The organism is Streptomyces sp. TSRI0107, assembly GCF_001905845.1.
Taxonomy (GTDB): domain Bacteria; phylum Actinomycetota; class Actinomycetes; order Streptomycetales; family Streptomycetaceae; genus Streptomyces.
The window spans coordinates 15728-32827 of the sequence record NZ_LIVZ01000020.1 but is presented as its reverse complement, the minus strand read 5'-3'; the positions used below and the strand labels follow the sequence as shown (position 1 = coordinate 32827).

Sequence of the window (17100 nt, the reverse complement as noted above, 5' to 3'; positions counted from 1 at the left end):
GTACGGGAGAGTGATCACGGACAGTGGGTCAGTCACGTTTGCAGATGCGGTCCAGAAGGTTGGCGGTGGCGCGCTGGATACGCCGGTCGACGTGGCCCGGGCGGTCCAGTGCCGGGGACCAGGCGAAGGTTCCGGACGCGAAGACCCAGGCGCCGGAGGGGGCCCGGTAGAGGGACGTCTCCTGGTGGCGGGTGACGCCGTCGGCGTCGGTGTAGGGCGAGTGGGCGAGCAGGACGCGCTCGTCGTGCTCGGGGAGCGGGGCGCGCGGGAAGTACCGGTCGGCCTCACCGGCGACCAGGCCCGCGATCTCGTCGCCCTCGTGGGCGCCGGTCGCCTCCCACAGCCAGTGGCCGGCGTTGCGGACGATCAGCGGATGGGGCTCGGGGACCTGGCCGGCGTACTGGATGCCCAGCAGTTCCTGTTCGGGGCGGTCGATCTCGCGCCACAGCACGGGCTTGCCGGGGCCCTGGCGCTTGCGGCAGGTGAGGAGGCGGTCGGGGCTGCCGGACGGGGACGGGCCCAGCTCGACCTGCCAGTACACCGAGTTGGAGGAGAGGAACACCAGGGAGGTGCCGTGGTCGCGGGCCTGCTCGGCGGCGCGGCGCATCGGCACGGACCAGTACTCGTCGTGGCCGGGGAAGATCAGCGCCCGGTAGCGGGCGGGGTCGATCCGGCCGGCGTGCAGATCGCGGGCGTCGGCGTAGGCGAGGTCGTAGCCGTAGCGCTCGGCCCAGCGGATGACGTCGTAGGCGTGCCCGACGTGCAGCGGGAGGCCCGCGCCGGCGTACGGCCGGTCGAAGGAGACGGTCGTCGCGGCGTCGCGCTCGCCGAGCAGCCGGCCGTCCTCGTCCCAGGCGTGGTAGAGGCTCGCGCCGGTGCGGCCGTCCTCCGGGTAGAGGTTGTACGCCTGCCAGGTGACGTCCGGCAGCACCAGCAGGAAGTCGGCCGGGCGGTCGTCGCGGACCGTGAAGGGCACGTGGGAGCGGTAGCCGTCGGCGGTGGTGAGGACGGCCACGTAGGCGCCGATGGGCCAGTGCGGCGGGACCTGGAGCCGCCAGGACAGCCACCAGTGGTGGCAGGAGACCGTGCGGTCGGCGGCGAGCGGCGCGGACTGGACGATGCCGGAGAGGCGGGGACTGGTGGTGATCTTCGCGGCGCCGTCGCCCCCGTAGTGGCCGATGCGGTAGACGTCGACGCCGAATTCCTGGGGCGGGTCGACGGTGATGTGGAAGTCGACGGCCTCGCCGGGGGCGACCGCGCCGGTGGAGGCGAAGCCCTTGATCTGCCGGCGCACGTCGTCGGCGGAGCGGATGGCGCCGGAGGCGCTGCGGGGGGCGGGGACGCGGGCGCCGGTCCTGCGGCGGGCGTCGGGGGTGTCGGGGGCCGTGTCCACGTCGACGTACCAGGGGACGACGTGACCGGTGTCGTCGAAGTAGGTCTCGCTGCCGCGCAGCCAGGGGAGCGGGCCCTGGCCGAAGGGGTCCGTCACGGCGTGCGCGAGTGCTCCCGACTCCCAGCGGCGGATGTGGTCCGAGCCCATGGTCCGTGCTCCCCTCCCTTGGGCCCCCGTGTGCCGTGGTGCGTGTGCCTGCGGTGCCTGGTGCCTGCGGTGCCTGGTGCCTGCGGTGCCTTGTGCCTGCTTGCGGTGCTTGCGGTGCGTTTTCGGTGTGCTGCTGTGCCCTGTGTGCGGTGTGGTGCGGAGGCGATCGGGTGTGGCGTTCTTGTGCTTGTCGTATGTCGCAAGCCTTTGCCATGTGCCTGTTCGGTCCCAGCACATCACATTACGCACGGACTCCGTCACCGTTCGTTTCGAATTGACCGAAAGCGGAACTGCGGGCTCCGGGAAAGGGGGTTCTCGGGAGGGCCCTCAGACGAGCCGTACCGGCTTCTCCGGGCGTATGCCGACCTCGGTCAGCCAGGCGCGGAGCGGGGCCGGATCGCCGTCCTCTATGAGGCTCAGTACCTTCGGGGCCAGATCGGCCGCCCGTTCGCCCTTGATCAGGAGGGAAGGGCCGTCGAGCCAGTCCAGGCCGGGAGTCGCGCCCGCGGTGTCCATCGCGGCGCAGCAGACCATTGCCGTGATGTGGTCGGCGAGCAGTTCGCGCGGGGTGCGCGGGGTCTGGAGGGGGAAGAGCGGGAGGGTGCCGTCGTCCCAGAGCGGGATGTCCGGCGTGGTGGCGGCGGGGGCCGCCGTCGGGGGTGCGGCGGTGGCGGCGGTCTCCTCCTCGCGGGTGAGCTCGTCGGTGAGGCCGGCGGCCAGCGCGGCGCAGCGGGGGTTGGACGGGGAGAGCTGGTCGGGGTCGGTGCCGTCGTCCAGGTCCGGGTCCAGGTGAGTGTCCAGGTCCGGGTCCAGGTCCCGGGGGGCGGGGGCGGCCGGGTCCGTGGGCGGCTGGGCGCCGGGGGCCGGGTGCCTGCCGGGCTGGGGTGTCAGGCCCTCGTGAGGCTGGTGGGGGTCATGCGGCCGGTGAGGCCGGCCCGTGAGGTGGTCGAGTACGCGGGCCAGGGTCGGGCCCTGGGCGTCGGGGGCGGTGCGGCGGACGCCGAGGGTGTCGAGGACGCGGTGCAGCCGGGCCGCGTCGGTGCGCCATTTGCGGTCGACGACCTCCTCCGGGTACTCCTGCCAGTCCACCGGGGACCAGTCGGGGCCCTGCTCGGCCGGGCCGCCGTGGAAGAGGCGGGCGGCGAGCAGCGAGGCGGCCTCGTCCACCGCGCCGGGCTCCTCCAGCAGGTCACAGGCGGGCCGCTCGCCGAGGCGGGAGGCGAAGCCCTCGGCCAGCCGGTCCCGCCGGGAGAGTTCGGTGAGGGCGGCGACGACACCCGCGTCCAGCCGGGAGGGCCAGCGGCCCATCCGCCAGGCGGGCAGCGCGACCCGGGTGAGCAGGCGGTCCCAGCCCGCGTACGCCAGGCCGACCTGTTCCTGCGCGACGATGCGGAGTCCGTAGTCCACGGCCTGCGCGCGCTCGGCGGCGGCAGCGGCGACACCGCGCTCCATCTCGGCGGCGTGCTCCCGGCAGCCGCGCAGCAGCAGCCGGGCCAGCCAGCCGACGCCGGCGCCGGGCAGGCGGGTCAGCGGACCCCGCCCGGGGGCGGAGGCGACGGCCACCGCGGCGTCCAGCCCCCGCACAAAGCGCCGGGCCGCGGCCAGGTCCGGGTGGGCCGAGGGGCCTGTACCGGCGACGACCGGGGCGAGGACGGCGCGCAGCTCGCCGACGCGCATCCACCACAGGAAGGGCGAGCCGATGACGAGGACGGGCGCGGCCTGCGTACGCCGGTGGACGCGGCGGCCGAGGCCGGGCGGCTCGTCGGGGTCGTCGGGCGGCGGAGGCGGGCCGTGGGCCGGATGGGTGCGGTCCTCCAGCCAGCTGTCGCAGTCCGGGGTGAGGGCTATCGCCGAGGGGGCCGGCACGTCGAGGCGGTCGGCGAGGTCGCGCACCAGCCGGTACAGGTCCGGGGCCGCCTGCTCGGCGATCGGGACCGTGGGACTGACGGCGGGACGGGCGCGGGCCACGACCAGCGCGAAACCGCCCGCGGCGAGCAGTACGAGCAGCGCGACGACGCAGACGGCCCAGCGGGCCGCGTCCCAGCCCGGCCCCGTCAGCCGGCCGGTGGAGCCGCCGGCCAGCAGGACCACGGCGACGGCGGCCGGCAGCAGGGCCACGGCCAGCGCGCGGCTGCGTATCCGCAGCACGGCGAGCGCACGGGACCGCGCGGCCTGCGCTCCCGCCTCCACACCCATACCTGTCACGACCCGACCTCACCCCCTCCCAAGCGGGCTGCTGTTGCTGTCCTGGCGTTGCTCACTCCCCCACTGTGGCACCCACGACTGACATCGCAATGCCGGTGGGCCAAGTGCCGGAACACTTGCGCCGCACCCTAGTTGGGGTGTCGCCGCCCGTCAGCCGGATACGGCATCGGTCACTCGATGGAATGGCTTTGGGGAAAGGTGAACGACGCAGGGCAAGGGTCAGGCCCCGGATTCGCTGGGAGTCCGGGGCCTGTGCGGTGCGGGTGTCGATGGAGGTCCGGGGCCGCTTTACGCGCCTGCCGCCGCCTTCGCCGCGATGTCCGTGCGGTGCTGGGAGCCGTCGAGCCGGATGCGGCCGACCGCCCGGTAGGCGCGCTCGCGGGCCTGGGCGAGGTCCTCGCCGGTCGCGGTGACGGACAGGACGCGGCCACCCGCGCTGACCACGTCGTCGCCGTCGCGCCTGGTGCCGGCGTGCAGCACGTACGCGTGCGGGGCGTCCTGGGCGGCCACCTCGTCCAGACCGGTGATCGGGTCACCGGTGCGGGGGGTGCCGGGGTAGTTGTGCGAGGCGACGACCACGGTGACCGCGGCCTCGTCGCTCCAGTGCAGCGGCGCCAGGTCGCCGAGGTTGCCGGTCGCGGCGGCCATCAGCAGACCGGCCAGCGGGGTCTTCAGCCGGGCCAGCACGACCTGGGTCTCCGGGTCGCCGAAGCGGGCGTTGAACTCGATGACCCGCACGCCCCGGCCGGTGATGGCCAGACCGGCGTAAAGCAGACCGGAGAACGGCGTGCCGCGGCGGCGCATCTCGTCGACCGTCGGCTGCAGGACGGTCTGCATGACCTCGTCCACCAGCTTCGGGTCCGCCCACGGCAGCGGGGAGTAGGCGCCCATGCCGCCGGTGTTCGGGCCCTCGTCGCCGTCCAGGGCGCGCTTGAAGTCCTGGGCGGGCTGGAGCGGGACCACGGTCTCGCCGTCGGTGACGGCGAAGAGGGAGACCTCGGGGCCGTCCAGGTACTCCTCGATGACGACCCTCCCCCGCTGCCCGGAAGGCGCGGGAGGTGCCCCCACACAGGCCGCCGCGTGCGCGCGGGCCTGGTCGAGGTCGCTGGTGACGACGACACCCTTACCGGCGGCGAGACCGTCGTCCTTGACGACGTACGGCGCGCCGAAGGCGTCGAGGGCCTCGTCGACCTCCTGCGGGTTCGTACAAACGTACGAGCGGGCCGTGGGCACGCCCGCGCCCGCCATGACGTCCTTGGCGAAGGCCTTGGAGCCCTCCAGCTGCGCGGCCTCCTTCGAGGGGCCGAAGACCGGGATGCCCGCCTCGCGCACCGCGTCGGCGACGCCCGCGACCAGCGGGGCCTCCGGGCCTACGACGACCAGCTCGGCGCCCAGCTCCGTGGCCAGCGCGGTCACCGCCGCGCCGTCGAGGGCGTCGACCTGGTGCAGTTCGGCCACCTCGGCGATGCCGGCGTTGCCGGGTGCGCAGTGCAGCGCGGTCACGGCGGGGTCGAGGGACAGGGAACGGCACAGGGCGTGTTCGCGGGCGCCGCTACCGATGACGAGGACCTTCACGGGGTCAGCCTAACCGGCGCGGGGCGGGGCGGTTTGTGCGGGCCGCTGAAGGGGTGGGGGTGGGGGGATTGTGGGTTTGTCCAAAAACGGGGGTTGGGCGGGGGCGGACGGGAGTCCGGCGGGAGTCGGACGGGAGTCCGGCGGGGGGCCGACGGAGGTCGGACGGGGGGCGGCAGGCGTCCGCCAGGGGGACCGTGACCGGCAGGCGTCGGCCGGGGGGCGGCAGGCGTCCGCCGGGGGGACCGTGACCGGCAGGCGTCGGCCGGGGGCCGGCAGGCGTCCGGGGGGACCGGTAGGCGTCCGGGGGGCCCGACAGGGGTGCTACGGGGGTCTGGCGGGGGCCCGGCGGGGGCTACTCGTTGGTGAACTCCTCCATCACCGTCGCCCCCAGCTCCCGCACGATCAGCTCCTGCCCGGAGAGGGCCGACTCGTCGAGGTCCGGGTCGTCGTCCTCGGGGATGTCGTCCTCGGGGGCGACCGGCACCGGGGCCGGGTCCGGGGCGGGTGGCGGCGGAGACACGGGGGTGGGCGCCGCGGCGGGGGCGGACACGGATGCCGAGGCGCTGGGGGCGGGCGGGGCCGCGGGCTGCGGCTGGGCCGGGCGCTGGGGCGCGGCCGTACCGCCACCGCCGTAGCCGCCGGTGGCCGGGCCGCCGCCGTAGCCACCCGCGCTGCCTCCGCCGCCGTAGCCGCCGCTGCTGAAGCCGGGGGCGCCGGAGCCGCCGGTCGGTGCGGAACCGCCGGACGGGTCGACGATCGCGTCGATCTTCCACTGCACGTTGAACTGCTCGGCGAGCGCCTGCCGCAGCACGTCCTCGCTGCCGCTGCTCGCGAAGTTGTCGCGGGCACCGGCGTTGACGAAGCCGAGCTGGAGCGTGGTGCCGTCGAAGCCGGTCACCTGGGCGTTCTGGCTGAGCAGGATCCAGGTGAAGCGGCGGCGGTTCTTCACCGCCTCCAGGATGTTCGGCCACAGGGCACGGGGGTCCAGCCCGCCGGGTGCGGGGACCTGGGCGGGAGACGGTGCGGCGGGGGGCGCGGACGGGGACGGGGCGGTCTGAGCAGGGGCGGGGGCCGGGGCGGCGGCCTGGGGGCGGCTCGCGCCGCTGCCCGGGGACGTGGCGGTGGGCCAGCCGCCGGGCCGGCGGCCACTGCCCGCGGCGGTGGCGGTGGGCCAGGCGCCGGGAGCGGGTGCGGCCGCGGCGGCCGCGGGGGCCGCCGGGGCCTCCGTGGGGGCGGGCTGCTGCGGCGGGGCGGCGGGAGGCGCGCTGGGGGCGTGCACAGGGGTCGGGGCGGGTGCCGGAGCCGGGGCCGGAGCCGGGGGCTGTGCGGCGGGCGTGGGCGGCGTTCCCTGGCCCTGTATGGGGGCCACAGGGGCCCCTGAGCCCCGTACGGCTGCGCGGGCCGCGGCGACGCCGCCACCCGGCGGGATGGCCGGGGCGGGGGCAGCGTGGGCCTCCGGGCCCGGCGCGTAGGCCATGGCGGGCGCGCCGGCACCCGCCGAGAAGTTCACGCCGCGCTCCAGCCGGTCCAGGCGGGCCATGACGGACCGCTCGTCCCCGTAGGCGGCGGGCAGCATGACGCGGGCGCAGATCAGCTCCAGCTGGAGCCGCGGGGAGGTGGCGCCGCGCATCTCGGTCAGGCCCTCGTTGACGAGGTCGGCGGCACGGCTCAGCTCGGCGGCGCCGAAGACGCCGGCCTGGGCCTGCATGCGCTCCAGGACGTCCGCCGGGGCGTCGATGAGGCCCTTCTCGACGGCGTCGGGGACGGCGGCGAGGATCACGAGGTCGCGGAGCCGCTCCAGCAGGTCGGCGACGAACCGCCGGGGGTCGTTGCCGCCCTCGATGACGCGGTCCACGACCTCGAAGGCGGCGGCGCCGTCACCGGTGGCGAAGGCCTCGACGACGGAGTCCAGAAGGGACCCGTCGGTGTAACCGAGCAGGGAGGTGGCCATGGCATACGTCACACCCTCCTCCCGCGCGCCGGCGAGCAGCTGGTCCATGACGGACATCGAGTCACGCACGGACCCGGCACCCGCGCGCACGACCAGCGGCAGCACTCCGTCCTCGACCGGGATGTCCTCCTTCTGGCACACCTCGCCGAGGTAGTCGCGGAGGGTGCCCGGGGGGACGAGCCGGAACGGGTAGTGGTGCGTACGCGACCGGATGGTCCCGATGACCTTTTCGGGCTCGGTCGTGGCGAAGATGAACTTCAGATGCTCCGGGGGCTCCTCGACGACCTTCAGGAGCGCGTTGAAACCGGCCGACGTGACCATGTGGGCCTCGTCGATGATGTAGATCTTGTACCGGCTGGAGGCGGGGCCGAAGAAGGCCTTCTCCCGCAGCTCACGGGCGTCGTCCACACCACCGTGGGAAGCGGCGTCGATCTCGATGACGTCGATGGACCCGGGGCCGTTCCTGGCGAGGTCCCGGCACGACTGGCACTCCCCGCAGGGCGTCGGGGTGGGACCCTGCTCACAGTTCAGGCAGCGGGCGAGGATCCGCGCGCTGGTCGTCTTGCCGCATCCGCGCGGACCGCTGAACAGGTACGCGTGATTGACCCGGTTGTTCCGCAGCGCCTGCTGCAACGGGTCGGTGACATGCTCCTGCCCGATGACCTCGGCGAACGACTCCGGGCGATAGCGGCGGTACAGCGCGAGAGACGACACGCTTACGAGGTTATAGGCGCCCACTGACAACCTGCCCCGCCCGAAGATCCACGCCCCGGAACGCAAGCGCCCCCCACGCACCCGCCAGAGCCGACCTACCCTTGCTGCCTTCCGGCCCTGGGGGAGTTCAGTCAGATAGCGCCGCGTGAGGGGCTGCGCCAAGGCTACCTGATGCGAGGGGTCGGGAACGAGTTCGCGAGCACTCCTCTCGGTCATGTAATGTTTCCGGCGGAGGATTCGCCTAGAGGCCTAGGGCGCACGCTTGGAAAGCGTGTTGGGGGCAACCCCTCACGAGTTCGAATCTCGTATCCTCCGCCTCCGCCCAGCAGGGCAGACGAGGGCCCCGACCGGTTCGCCGGTCGGGGCCCTCGTCGTGTGCGGTCCAGTAGTGAAGTCGAGCGCCCGCACTGCGGTGACGTAGATCACCGGCCGTCGCCGCAGGGCGTGAGGCGAAACAAAGGCGACCGGCAGGGCGGCCTGAAGGCCCCGACCAGTTCGCCGGTCGGGGGGCCTCATCTGGTGTTCAAGGGATCAGTCGCTGTTCCTTCGCCGTCGCCACCGCGCCCGCGCGTGTGGTGACGCCCAGTTTTTCGTAGATGCGGCGCAGGTGGGTTTTGACGGTGGCCTCGCTGATGAAGAGGGTGCGGGCGATGTCGCGGTTGGTGAGGCCCTGGACGAGGTGGCCGAGGATGTCGCGTTCGCGTGGGGTGAGGGTGGGGCGCGGGGTGCGCAGGTGGGCCATGACGCGGCCCGCGACGGGGGGTGAGAGGGCCGTGCGGCCCTGGGCGGCGGCGTGGATGGCGGCGAAGAGTTCCTCGGGGCGCTCGGCCTTGAGGAGGTAGCCGGTGGCGCCGGCCTCGATGGCGCGGGTGATGTCCGCGTCGGTGTCGTAGGTGGTGAGGACCAGGACGTGGGGTGCCGGGTCGGTCATGGCGAGGATGCGGCGGGTCGTCTCCACGCCGTCGATGCCCTCGCCGAGCTGGAGGTCCATCAGGACGACGTCCGGGGACAGTTTGCGGGTCAGCGCGATGGCCTCCTCGCCTGTCGCCGCCTCGCCGGTCACCTCTATGTCCGGGGCGCTCGACAGGAGGGCGCGCAGGCCGGCGCGGACGACCGCGTGGTCGTCGCAGAGGAGGATCCGTACGGTCGTCGCCGTCATCGGGGCTCCGTGGGGGTCGTCAGGGGGATCGCGGCCGATACGACCGTGCCTTCGCCGGGGGCCGACTCGATCGTCAGGGTGCCGCCCAGCTGGCGGAGGCGGGCGCGGATGGCGGGGAGGCCGTGGCCGCGCACGTCGCGTGCGGGGGCGGGGGTGCGGGGATCGAAGCCGCGGCCGTCGTCGGCCACGTCCAGCACGATCTGGTCGTCCAGGCAGGTCAGGGTGAGGGTCGCCGTGGTGGCGGCCGCGTGTTCGCGGACGTTGGCGAGGGCGCCCTGCGCGATGCGCAGCAGGGCCGATTCGACCAGTGCGGGCAACGGGGCCGCCGGGGTGCCCTCGGTGTGCAGCCGGACGGTGAGGTGGGCGTCGCTCTCGCGCTCGGCCAGCGCGGCGAGGGCGCGGCCGATGCCGGTGCCGCCCGCGAGGTCGGCCGGGGTGAGGTCGTGGACGAAGCGGCGGGCCTCGGCGAGGTTGTGTTCGGCGACGGAGGCGGCCGTACGGATGTGGGAGCGGGCGCCGGCCGGGTCGGTCTCCCAGACCCGGTCCGCCGCCTGCAGCAGCATCCGCTGGCTGGACAGCCCCTGGGCGACGGTGTCGTGGATCTCCCGGGCGAGGCGTTCCCGTTCGGCCAGCATGCCTTCGCGGCGCTCGGTGGCGGCGAGGACGCGGCGGGTGCGCACGAGGTCGTCGATGAGGGCGCGCTGGCGGGCCGACTGGCGTTCCATCGTGACGAACACCGTGGTGGCGATCGCGGCCACCGCCGGGGGTGCGAGGAGCACGTTCGGGTCGGCCCAGCCCGCCAGTTTCAGCTGGGCCGCCACCACGAGTGCGGTGAGCAGCACGACCAGGGTGATGGCCGCGCGGAGCGGCAGGGTGCGCAGGCCGGTGTAGAAGAGCGGGACCGCGCACCAGGCGAAGCTCGGCGCCAGTGCCACCAGCGCGGCCCAAGCGGCCACCACCGCGCCGAGCCAGATCATCCGGCGCGCGGTGAGGCGGGCGCCTAGGGCCGGGCCGAGCACGTACAGCGCGGCCAGCAGCACGGACAGGGCGATGATCCACGGGGTGCGGGGTTCGGGGCCGTGCCGGGCGAGGTAGCGGGCGAGGGAGGCGCCGAGCAGCACGAAGAAGGCGGAGTGCATGACGACGGCGAGGGCGGTGCGGGCGTCGCGTCCGGTCTCCCGTACGTCGTGGTCGTCCGCCGGGGCGTGCGTCACGGGCTTCACCGCCTCTCGCGCCGAATCCTTCGCCGCGTCCTTCACTGAGCTGGGCAAACACCTTCATTGTCGGCCCTGGGAGGCGGGGCGGGGTCAGCCGTTCGGATGACCCGGGTCAGCTGATCCGTACCGGGCGGGCCACCGTCACCTGGTCGAACTCCGACAGCCGCACGGTCGTCCTCATGGTCCACGTGCCCGGGACGGGCAGGTCGAGGCTGTCGGTGGCCCAGTAGCCGCCGCGGTCGGCCAGTTCGGCGTCGATGGGGCCGATCTCCTGGGCGGGCAGGGTGAAGGTGAGGCGGAGTTCGGGGACCGTGGTGACGCCGCCGTCGGCGCCGAAGACGACCGCCTGCACGGAGTTCTCGCCGGTGCGGGCCGGGTCCAGGGTGATCTGCACCTTGCCGCTGCCGCCGGGGGTGCCCACGTCGAAGGGGACGGTCGTGGTCGTGGTGGGGGGCAGCACGGTCGTCTGTCCGGCCGCCGCGGCCTCGGTCTCGGCGCGGCCCGGGAGGGTGCCTGTCAGGAGGGTGGTGATCAGGAGCACCGCCACGCCCAGCGCTGCTTCGACGAGGACCGAGCGGCGCAGACGGCGCTGGTCGAGCGGACGCTCCGGCGCGGAAGCGGCCTCGGACCCGGGCTCCGGCTCCGGCTCCGGCTCGGGAAGCGGTCCGCCCACCGGCTCCGGCACCCTCTCCCGTACGGCCGTCCGCTCCGCCGGCACCCGTATCAGCCGCCGCGACACCCCCGCCGCCGCCAGCAGCAGCGCGACGCCGGCGAGTTTGGCGAGCAGGAGGCGGCCGTACGACGTCTCGGTGAGCGCGTCGAAGGAGCCCAGGCCGCGCCAGGACTGGTAGGTGCCGGTGACGGCGAGGACGGTCACGGAGGCGAAGGCGAGCCGGGAGAAGCGGTGCACGGTGCCGGCGGGCAGGGTGCCGTGGCGCAGGCTGGTCAGCAGCGCGGCGAGGCCGCCCAGCCAGGCCGCCGTCGCCAGCAGGTGCAGCACCGAGGACGTCATCGCCACCGGCACCTGGATCCCCGCGGAGGCGTGCTCGGCGGCGGCCCAGGTGAGGGCCAGGCCCACGGCGAGGGGGATGTGGACGGCCGGCAGGGGGCGCCTGGGGAGCCGTACGAGCAGCAGGAGCAGGGCAACCCGGGCCAGAAGGGCCATGCCGGGGCGGCCGGTCAGGGTGCGGGTGAGGGCGGCGGGGTCGAAGGCCGTCCAGGGTGCCGTGCCCGTCTCGTACGGGGCGCGCAGCAACAGCAGGGCGAGGGTGGACAGCAGCAGGGCCCACCAGCCGGTGACGAGCAGGCGGCGCAGCGGGCGGGGGTCGGGTGGGCGGCAGAAGGCGATGAAGGCGGCCGTGCCGAGGAGGAGGGCGGCGGCGAGGTACGCGAGGTGGCGGGCGAGGGTGTGCAGGGCCTTGGTCGCCGGGTGCTCGGGCGGGCCGGTGTCCGGTGCGGCCGTGGTGCGGGTGGCCTTGCCGACGGAGAAGGTGAAGACGCCGGAGACGGGGTGGCTGTCGGCGGAGACCACCCGCCAGGCCACGGTGTAGGTGCCGGTGCGCAGGCCGTCGGGGAGGGTGACGCGGACCCGGTCGTCGCCGCCGGGTACGTGGCGCGGCTCCTCGACGTGCACCCGCCGGTTGTCGGGGCCGAGGAGCCGTACGGAGCCGTCGAGCAGGCCGACGGACTCGGTGAAGTCGAGGGTGAGGGCGCGCGGCGCCGATTTCAGGACGGTGCCGTCGCGGGGGTCGGTGCCGGCGAGGGCGGCGTGCGCGGAGGCGGGGGCGGCGGAGCCGAGGAGGAGCAGGATCAGCAGTACCGCCGTCAGCGCCGGCCGGCAGCGCGGTCGTCCGCCCGTGTGCATCAGATCCGTACTCCCGGTGTCCGCGCCTGCCCTTCGGGAGGAGTACGGACGCCGGGCTCCGGATGTTCAGTCGGCTCACCAGGTCGGCCGGGCCGTCACCCCGCCGTCCACCACGAGGTCGTGTCCGGTCACCCAGGACGCGAGCGGCGAGGCCAGGAACACGCAGGCGTCCCCGATGTCCTCCGGCCGTCCCAGCCGGCCCAGCGGTGCGGCCTGCCGCCAGCGTCGTACGCCGTCCGGCCAGGCCTCCGCCAGGCCCTCGCGGTCGATCAGGCCGGGCGAGACGGTGTTGACGCGGATGCCGAGGGGGCCGTACTCCAGGGCCGCCGCGCGGGCGTGCATCACGACGGCCGCCTTGGAGGCGCTGTAGTGGGCGTGGGCCGGGGCCGGGGCGCTCGCCTCGATGGAGGCGATGTGGGTCACCGAGCCGCCCTCCCCCATGACGTCCACGGCCGCCTGTGTGCACGCGAACACGCTGCCCAGGTTGGTGTCCACGACGGTCCGCCACTCCTCGGCGGTCATCCCGGCCAGTTCGCGCACCGGTTGCACGCCCGCGTTGTTGACCAGCGCGGTGAGCCGTCCGCCGGCCCATTCGGCGGCGTCGCGGACGACACGGTGGCACGCGTCCTCGTCGGTGAGGTCGCCGCGCAGGACGACGGCCCGGCCGCCCAGGCCGTGGATGCGGCCGGCCACGGCCCGCGCCTGTTCCACCGCCGTACGGCAGTGCACGGCGACCGCCGCGCCGTGTTCGGCGAACTGCAGCGCGATGCCCCGGCCGATGCCGCCGCCCGCGCCGGTGACCAGGGCGGTCTGGCCTTCCAGGAGCCTCATGGGCGGCAGAGTTCCATGATCCGCGCGGCCTGCGCCGGGTAGCGCGCCGTGAGTTCGGCGGACTCGCCGTGCTCGTAGTCGGCGTAGGTGAAGCCGGGGGCCATGGTGCAGCCGAACAGCGTCCAGGAGCCGCCGGCGGCGACCCGGCCGCCCATCCAGGTGCCGGCGGGCACGGTGAACTGGACGTGCTGGCCGCCCAGGACGTCCGCGCCGAGCACGGCGGTGCGGGTGCCGCCGTCGGGGGCGAGCAGCAGGAGTTCCAGTGGGTCGCCGAGGTAGAAGTGCCAGGTCTCGTCGGCGGGGAGGCGGTGCAGCGCGGAGTGGTCGTCCCGGGTGAGCAGGGCGATGATCGCGCTGCCCTCGGGGCGGCCGTCCGGGCGTTCGGGCCCGGCCCAGGTGCGCCGGAACAGTCCGCCCTCGCGCGGGATCGGTTCGAGTCCGTAGTGGGCGACGAGGGCTTCGGGAGTGGGTGACGTGGTCTCGTGGTCCGGGGTCACCCCGGGAAGGCTACCTCCCGGCTGAGGAAGGCCAGTTGTGCCCGCTTCTCCGGCAGGTGCACCTCCGGCAGATCGATCTCCGGCAGCACGACCGCCGGGCCCGCCACGAAGCCCTGCTTCACGAAGCGGGCTATCGCCTTGTCGTTGCGGACGTCCGGGTCGACGACGATCCGCTGCCGGCCGAGCGCGCGGAAGACGTACCCGGTGATGGCCATCGTCAGCCGCGCCGTCCAGCCGGCCCGCGCGCCGTCCGCCGGGGCGGGTGCGAGGAGCAGGTGGATGCCGATGTCCCCGGGTTCGACCGGGTAGCACTCGCCCACCCGGTCGGCCTCCGGGTCGTAGGTCTGGAGCAGGGCTGCCGGGACGCCGTCCTTGACGAGGAGGAAGGCGTGGTGGGTGTCGAGGCTGTCCAAGTGGACGTAGACGTCGGCGACCTGGTCTTTCGTCAGGTCGTTCATGCCCCAGAAGGAAGCCCGCTCCTCGCTGACCCAGCCGTGGATCAGCTCGGCGTCACCCTTGGCGTCGAGGGGGATGACGCGGACGGTGCCGAAGCCGGCGACCGTCTCCTCGTGGACGGTTTCACGTGAAACATACGGGTCAGACATCGGTTTCCCTCATGAGCTGGTCCCAGTCGGTGACGACCGGGACGAGTTCTCCCTCGACCCATCGGGGGAGTTGATCGCGGTGGTGCGGCGAGCCGGGCACACCGGACGCGCCGAACGGCACCACCCACCGGCTGTCCTCGCGTCGGGCCAGGTCCCACACGTAGCGGGCGGCCGGGCCGCGCGCGGCGAGGTCGGTGAGGCCGGGGACGGCGGAGGTGCACAGCACGCAGTCGTGGTCGCCGGACAGGCCTGGTTCCGCGAACGAGGTGGTGGTCAGGGCCCGCCAGGGGGCGAGGCGGTGGGTGTCACCCCAAGTGCCCCGCGGCGGCCGCGCGGCGGTCTCCTCCAGCGCCTCGCGGGCCAGTGCCGCGCGGTCGATGCCGTACAGCTCCGGCGCGCGCAGCAGGTGTTCGAGGGCGTAGCCGATGCGCACGGTGAGGTTCAGCCAGGGCAGCAGGGCCTCCGGGTAGGCGGGCACGTCGGTGAGCGGAGCGAACACCGGTTGGGCGGCGAGGCCGCGGACGAGCGCGCTCCGTACGGCCGCGAAGGCGGCGGCGTCGGCGCTGGTCGCGTCCATACGGCGGTCCCAGCGCAGCAGGCGCTCACGCAGCCGTTCCACCTCGGGGCTGAGGCCGTCGAGGCCGGCGAGGAGGTCCAGGAGGGGCGCGGCGGAGGCGAGGTGGGTGTCCGTGTGGATCGCGGGCATGTCGCCGGCCGCCCAGTGCTCCTTCTCGGCGAGCAGGGCGGCGATGCGGTCGGCGCGGTGCGGCGGGGCGAACTCGATGCCGAGGGGGGCGGCGGGGCCGCGCTGGTTGGCCATGACGGCGATGCCGTCGGTGAGGCCCGCGCGGGGCGTCTCGTGCCAGCCGGTCCACTCGTGGCCGGGTTCCCAGGCGGGCACCGGGCCGAGGCGGTTGGCGAAGGAGCGTTCCGGCACCCGGCCCGCGACCCGGTGCAGGGTGCCGCCCTCGGTGTCGGCGGCCTGGACGACGTTGACCGGCTCGGCCCACTGGTCGAAGGCACGGTCGACGTCGGCCACCGTGCGGGCCCGCAGCAGCGGCAGCAGGGCGCCGAAGCCGAGGTCGGCGGTGACGCGGGGCGGCTGGCGCAGGCTGAGGGCGAGCGGGGTGCCGTCGTCGAGGCCTTCGGGGCCGCCCGCGACGACGGGACCGCGGTCGGTCTCGATCACCTCGACGGGCACGCGTTCCTCGCCCCGCACGTCGACGTACTCGGTGTGCCGGGTGGCGTGCCGCCAGATGCCGTCGGGTCCGAGGGCCTCCACGCCCGCTCCGGTGCGGCGCAGCCGCTCCTCGTAGAGGTCCTGGTAGTCGGCCATGGCGTTGGTGATGGCCCAGGCGACGGTGCCGGTGTGGCCGAAGTGGGCGATGCCGGGGACGCCGGGCACGGCGAGGCCGACGACGTCGAACTCCGGGCAGGACAGGTGGATCTGCTGGTAGACGCCGGGGTCCTCGATCCAGCGGTGCGGGTCGCCCGCGATGACGGCCTGTCCGGTGACGGTCCGCTCGCCGGACACCAGCCAGCCGTTGCTGCCGGAGGTGCCGGGGCCGTCGGTGGCGAACAGGCCGACGGCCTCCGGACCGAGGTGCCGTGCGGCGTGCGCGCGCCAGAGTTTCGCGGGGAACCCGGCGAAGAGGACGTGGGTGGACAGCCAGACGGCGAACGGGGTCCAGGGCTCCCAACGGCCGGGGGCCAGGCCGGTCTCGGCGAACTCGGGGGCGCGGCGGGCACCTGCCGCGAGACCGTCGTTGACGCCGTCGACGTACGCCTGTACGAACTCCGCCGACTCCGGGTCCCGTTCGGCCAGCGCGTCGAAGCAGCGGCGGGCGGTGTCGGCGAGGCGGGCACGGCGGGCGAGAATGTCCCAGGCGAGGGATTCGGTGCCGAGGAAGGCGGCGGAGGTGCCCTGGGCGCGGTGGCGTTCGACCTCCAGCTGCCAGGCGCGGTCGAGGGCGGTGACCCGGCCCTGGGCGCGGGCGAGTTCCGGTGCGCTGCCGGCCCGCAGATGCGGGATGCCCCAGGCGTCCCGGTAGAGCCCGTGGATCCCGTCCCTCTCGGTGGTCACCCCTGTACCCCTTTCCATGCTTTAGGTTAGCCTTGCCTAACTGAGTGGTGGCGGAATCGTACGCGACGTGTGGAGGAGCGCCATGGGGCAGGGGCACGGTTGGCAGGGCGCGGTCCTGAAACTGATGCGCGCGAAGGACTTCGTCCTCACCGTGACCGGGGCGGAGGACGTCACCGACGACTACCGGCGGCTCCACCTCACCGACGGCGGACTGCTCGCCGCGACCGGCGTCCACCCCACCATGTGGGTCCGGCTCTGGTTCGAGAACGCGGGCAAGCCCCACCAGCGGGCCTACACCCTCGTCGACCCCGACCCGGAAGCCGGCACCTTCAGCCTCGAGTTCGCACTCCACGAGGGGTGCGCCAGCGACTGGGCGCGGGCGGCGAAGCCCGGGGACACCATCGAGGCGACGGTCCAGGGCACGGGCTTCCAGCGGCCCCGGCCCGAGCCCTCGCACGTCTTCGCGATCGGCGACCCGGCGTCGCTGCCCGCGCTCAACTCCCTCTTCCAGGAGTTCGCGGCCACCCCGGCCACGGTGTGGTTCGAGGGCGAGCCGGACGGGCTCCCGAGCCGTGCCGACGCCTCCCGGCACGAGATACGGACGGTGCCCCGGGAGAACGCCGGCGCCCGCCTCGCCGAACAGGTCCGGGCCGAGCTGCCCGAGCTGCTGCGGGCCGCCCCGGACCCGTACGTCTGGATCGCCTGCGACACCGCGACCACCCGCACCCTCACGACGTACGTCCGCAAGGAACTGTCCGTTCCGAAGGACCGGATGCACGCGCTGGGGTACTGGCGAGCGACCTGACGCGCGCCCGCGCGCCCACCCAGCACACCCCAGGGCGCGCGCCCCCGCGCCGGA

At 74.5% G+C, this 17100-nt stretch carries 12 protein-coding genes, 1 tRNA gene and 1 other RNA gene; 2 read left to right on the top strand and 12 right to left on the bottom strand.

From position 1 onward, the window contains the following. Positions 1-28 precede the first annotated feature (28 nt). The 5 genes from AMK31_RS37010 to ffs all read right to left on the bottom strand — a co-directional run bounded on the left by AMK31_RS37010 (position 29) and on the right by ffs (position 8143). Entirely contained in the window at positions 29-1540 is a 1512-nt protein-coding gene (locus AMK31_RS37010; protein ID WP_073945140.1) for a N,N-dimethylformamidase beta subunit family domain-containing protein, read from the bottom strand. Positions 1541-1867: 327 nt separating this feature from the next. After that, positions 1868-3736, bottom strand: coding sequence for a hypothetical protein (locus tag AMK31_RS37005; RefSeq protein ID WP_241842855.1), 1869 nt, complete (start codon positions 3734-3736; stop codon positions 1868-1870). A 297-nt stretch (positions 3737-4033) separates the two neighbouring features. Beyond that, on the bottom strand, positions 4034-5320 hold the full coding sequence (gene purD, locus AMK31_RS37000; protein ID WP_073945138.1) for a phosphoribosylamine--glycine ligase: 1287 nt from the start codon (positions 5318-5320) through the stop codon (positions 4034-4036). Between the two features lie 352 nt (positions 5321-5672). Continuing rightward, complete coding sequence (locus AMK31_RS36995) at positions 5673-7985, bottom strand: DNA polymerase III subunit gamma and tau (RefSeq protein ID WP_073945137.1); 2313 nt, start codon at positions 7983-7985, stop codon at positions 5673-5675. A gap of 59 nt (positions 7986-8044) precedes the next feature. Next, positions 8045-8143, bottom strand: an RNA gene (ffs, locus tag AMK31_RS36990) — signal recognition particle sRNA small type. 72 nt (positions 8144-8215) lie between these two features. Here ffs and AMK31_RS36985 point away from each other — a divergent pair. Further along, positions 8216-8300, top strand: a tRNA-Ser gene (locus tag AMK31_RS36985). A gap of 208 nt (positions 8301-8508) precedes the next feature. Here AMK31_RS36985 and AMK31_RS36980 read toward each other — a convergent pair. The 7 genes from AMK31_RS36980 to AMK31_RS36950 all read right to left on the bottom strand — a co-directional run bounded on the left by AMK31_RS36980 (position 8509) and on the right by AMK31_RS36950 (position 16241). After that, entirely contained in the window at positions 8509-9144 is a 636-nt protein-coding gene (locus tag AMK31_RS36980; RefSeq protein ID WP_073945136.1) for a response regulator, read from the bottom strand. After that, positions 9141-10283: a sensor histidine kinase gene (locus AMK31_RS36975; protein WP_073945184.1), complete on the bottom strand. Its 1143-nt coding sequence runs from the start codon at positions 10281-10283 to the stop codon at positions 9141-9143. Before AMK31_RS36975 ends, AMK31_RS36980 begins: the two co-directional genes overlap by 4 nt. Positions 10284-10473: 190 nt before the next feature. Further along, the gene (locus AMK31_RS36970) at positions 10474-12225 is read right to left on the bottom strand and encodes a copper resistance CopC/CopD family protein (RefSeq protein WP_073945135.1); all 1752 of its coding nucleotides are present in this window, start codon (positions 12223-12225) and stop codon (positions 10474-10476) included. A 75-nt stretch (positions 12226-12300) separates the two neighbouring features. Next, positions 12301-13056 (bottom strand): SDR family NAD(P)-dependent oxidoreductase, encoded by a 756-nt coding sequence (locus AMK31_RS36965; protein WP_073945134.1) that lies wholly within the window; start codon positions 13054-13056, stop codon positions 12301-12303. Further along, positions 13053-13553 (bottom strand): cupin domain-containing protein, encoded by a 501-nt coding sequence (locus tag AMK31_RS36960; RefSeq protein WP_073945133.1) that lies wholly within the window; start codon positions 13551-13553, stop codon positions 13053-13055. Before AMK31_RS36960 ends, AMK31_RS36965 begins: the two co-directional genes overlap by 4 nt. Beyond that, a complete protein-coding gene (locus AMK31_RS36955) occupies positions 13550-14158 on the bottom strand; it encodes a GNAT family N-acetyltransferase (RefSeq protein WP_073945132.1) in 609 nt (202 codons plus the stop codon). Before AMK31_RS36955 ends, AMK31_RS36960 begins: the two co-directional genes overlap by 4 nt. Then, a complete protein-coding gene (locus AMK31_RS36950) occupies positions 14151-16241 on the bottom strand; it encodes a penicillin acylase family protein (RefSeq protein ID WP_385313085.1) in 2091 nt (696 codons plus the stop codon). The genes AMK31_RS36955 and AMK31_RS36950 overlap by 8 nt, the downstream gene beginning before the upstream one ends. 82 nt (positions 16242-16323) lie before the next feature. On the opposite strand from AMK31_RS36950, the gene AMK31_RS36945 reads away from it, so the two are divergent. Beyond that, positions 16324-17046, top strand: coding sequence for a siderophore-interacting protein (locus AMK31_RS36945; protein ID WP_073945130.1), 723 nt, complete (start codon positions 16324-16326; stop codon positions 17044-17046). The last annotated feature ends 54 nt before the right edge of the window (positions 17047-17100 follow it).

Excerpts from the sequence above, each read along its gene's own strand:
- AMK31_RS36975 (WP_073945184.1), bottom strand. The coding sequence starts at position 10,283 with ATGCACTCCGCCTTCTTCGTGCTGCTCGGCGCCTCCCTCGCCCGCTAC.
- AMK31_RS36955 (WP_073945132.1), bottom strand. The coding sequence starts at position 14,158 with ATGTCTGACCCGTATGTTTCACGTGAAACCGTCCACGAGGAGACGGTC.
- AMK31_RS36945 (WP_073945130.1), top strand. The coding sequence starts at position 16,324 with ATGGGGCAGGGGCACGGTTGGCAGGGCGCGGTCCTGAAACTGATGCGC.
- AMK31_RS36980 (WP_073945136.1), bottom strand. The coding sequence starts at position 9,144 with ATGACGGCGACGACCGTACGGATCCTCCTCTGCGACGACCACGCGGTC.
- AMK31_RS37005 (WP_241842855.1), bottom strand. The coding sequence starts at position 3,736 with ATGGGTGTGGAGGCGGGAGCGCAGGCCGCGCGGTCCCGTGCGCTCGCC.
- AMK31_RS36965 (WP_073945134.1), bottom strand. The coding sequence starts at position 13,056 with ATGAGGCTCCTGGAAGGCCAGACCGCCCTGGTCACCGGCGCGGGCGGC.
- AMK31_RS37010 (WP_073945140.1), bottom strand. The coding sequence starts at position 1,540 with ATGGGCTCGGACCACATCCGCCGCTGGGAGTCGGGAGCACTCGCGCAC.
- AMK31_RS36970 (WP_073945135.1), bottom strand. The coding sequence starts at position 12,225 with ATGCACACGGGCGGACGACCGCGCTGCCGGCCGGCGCTGACGGCGGTA.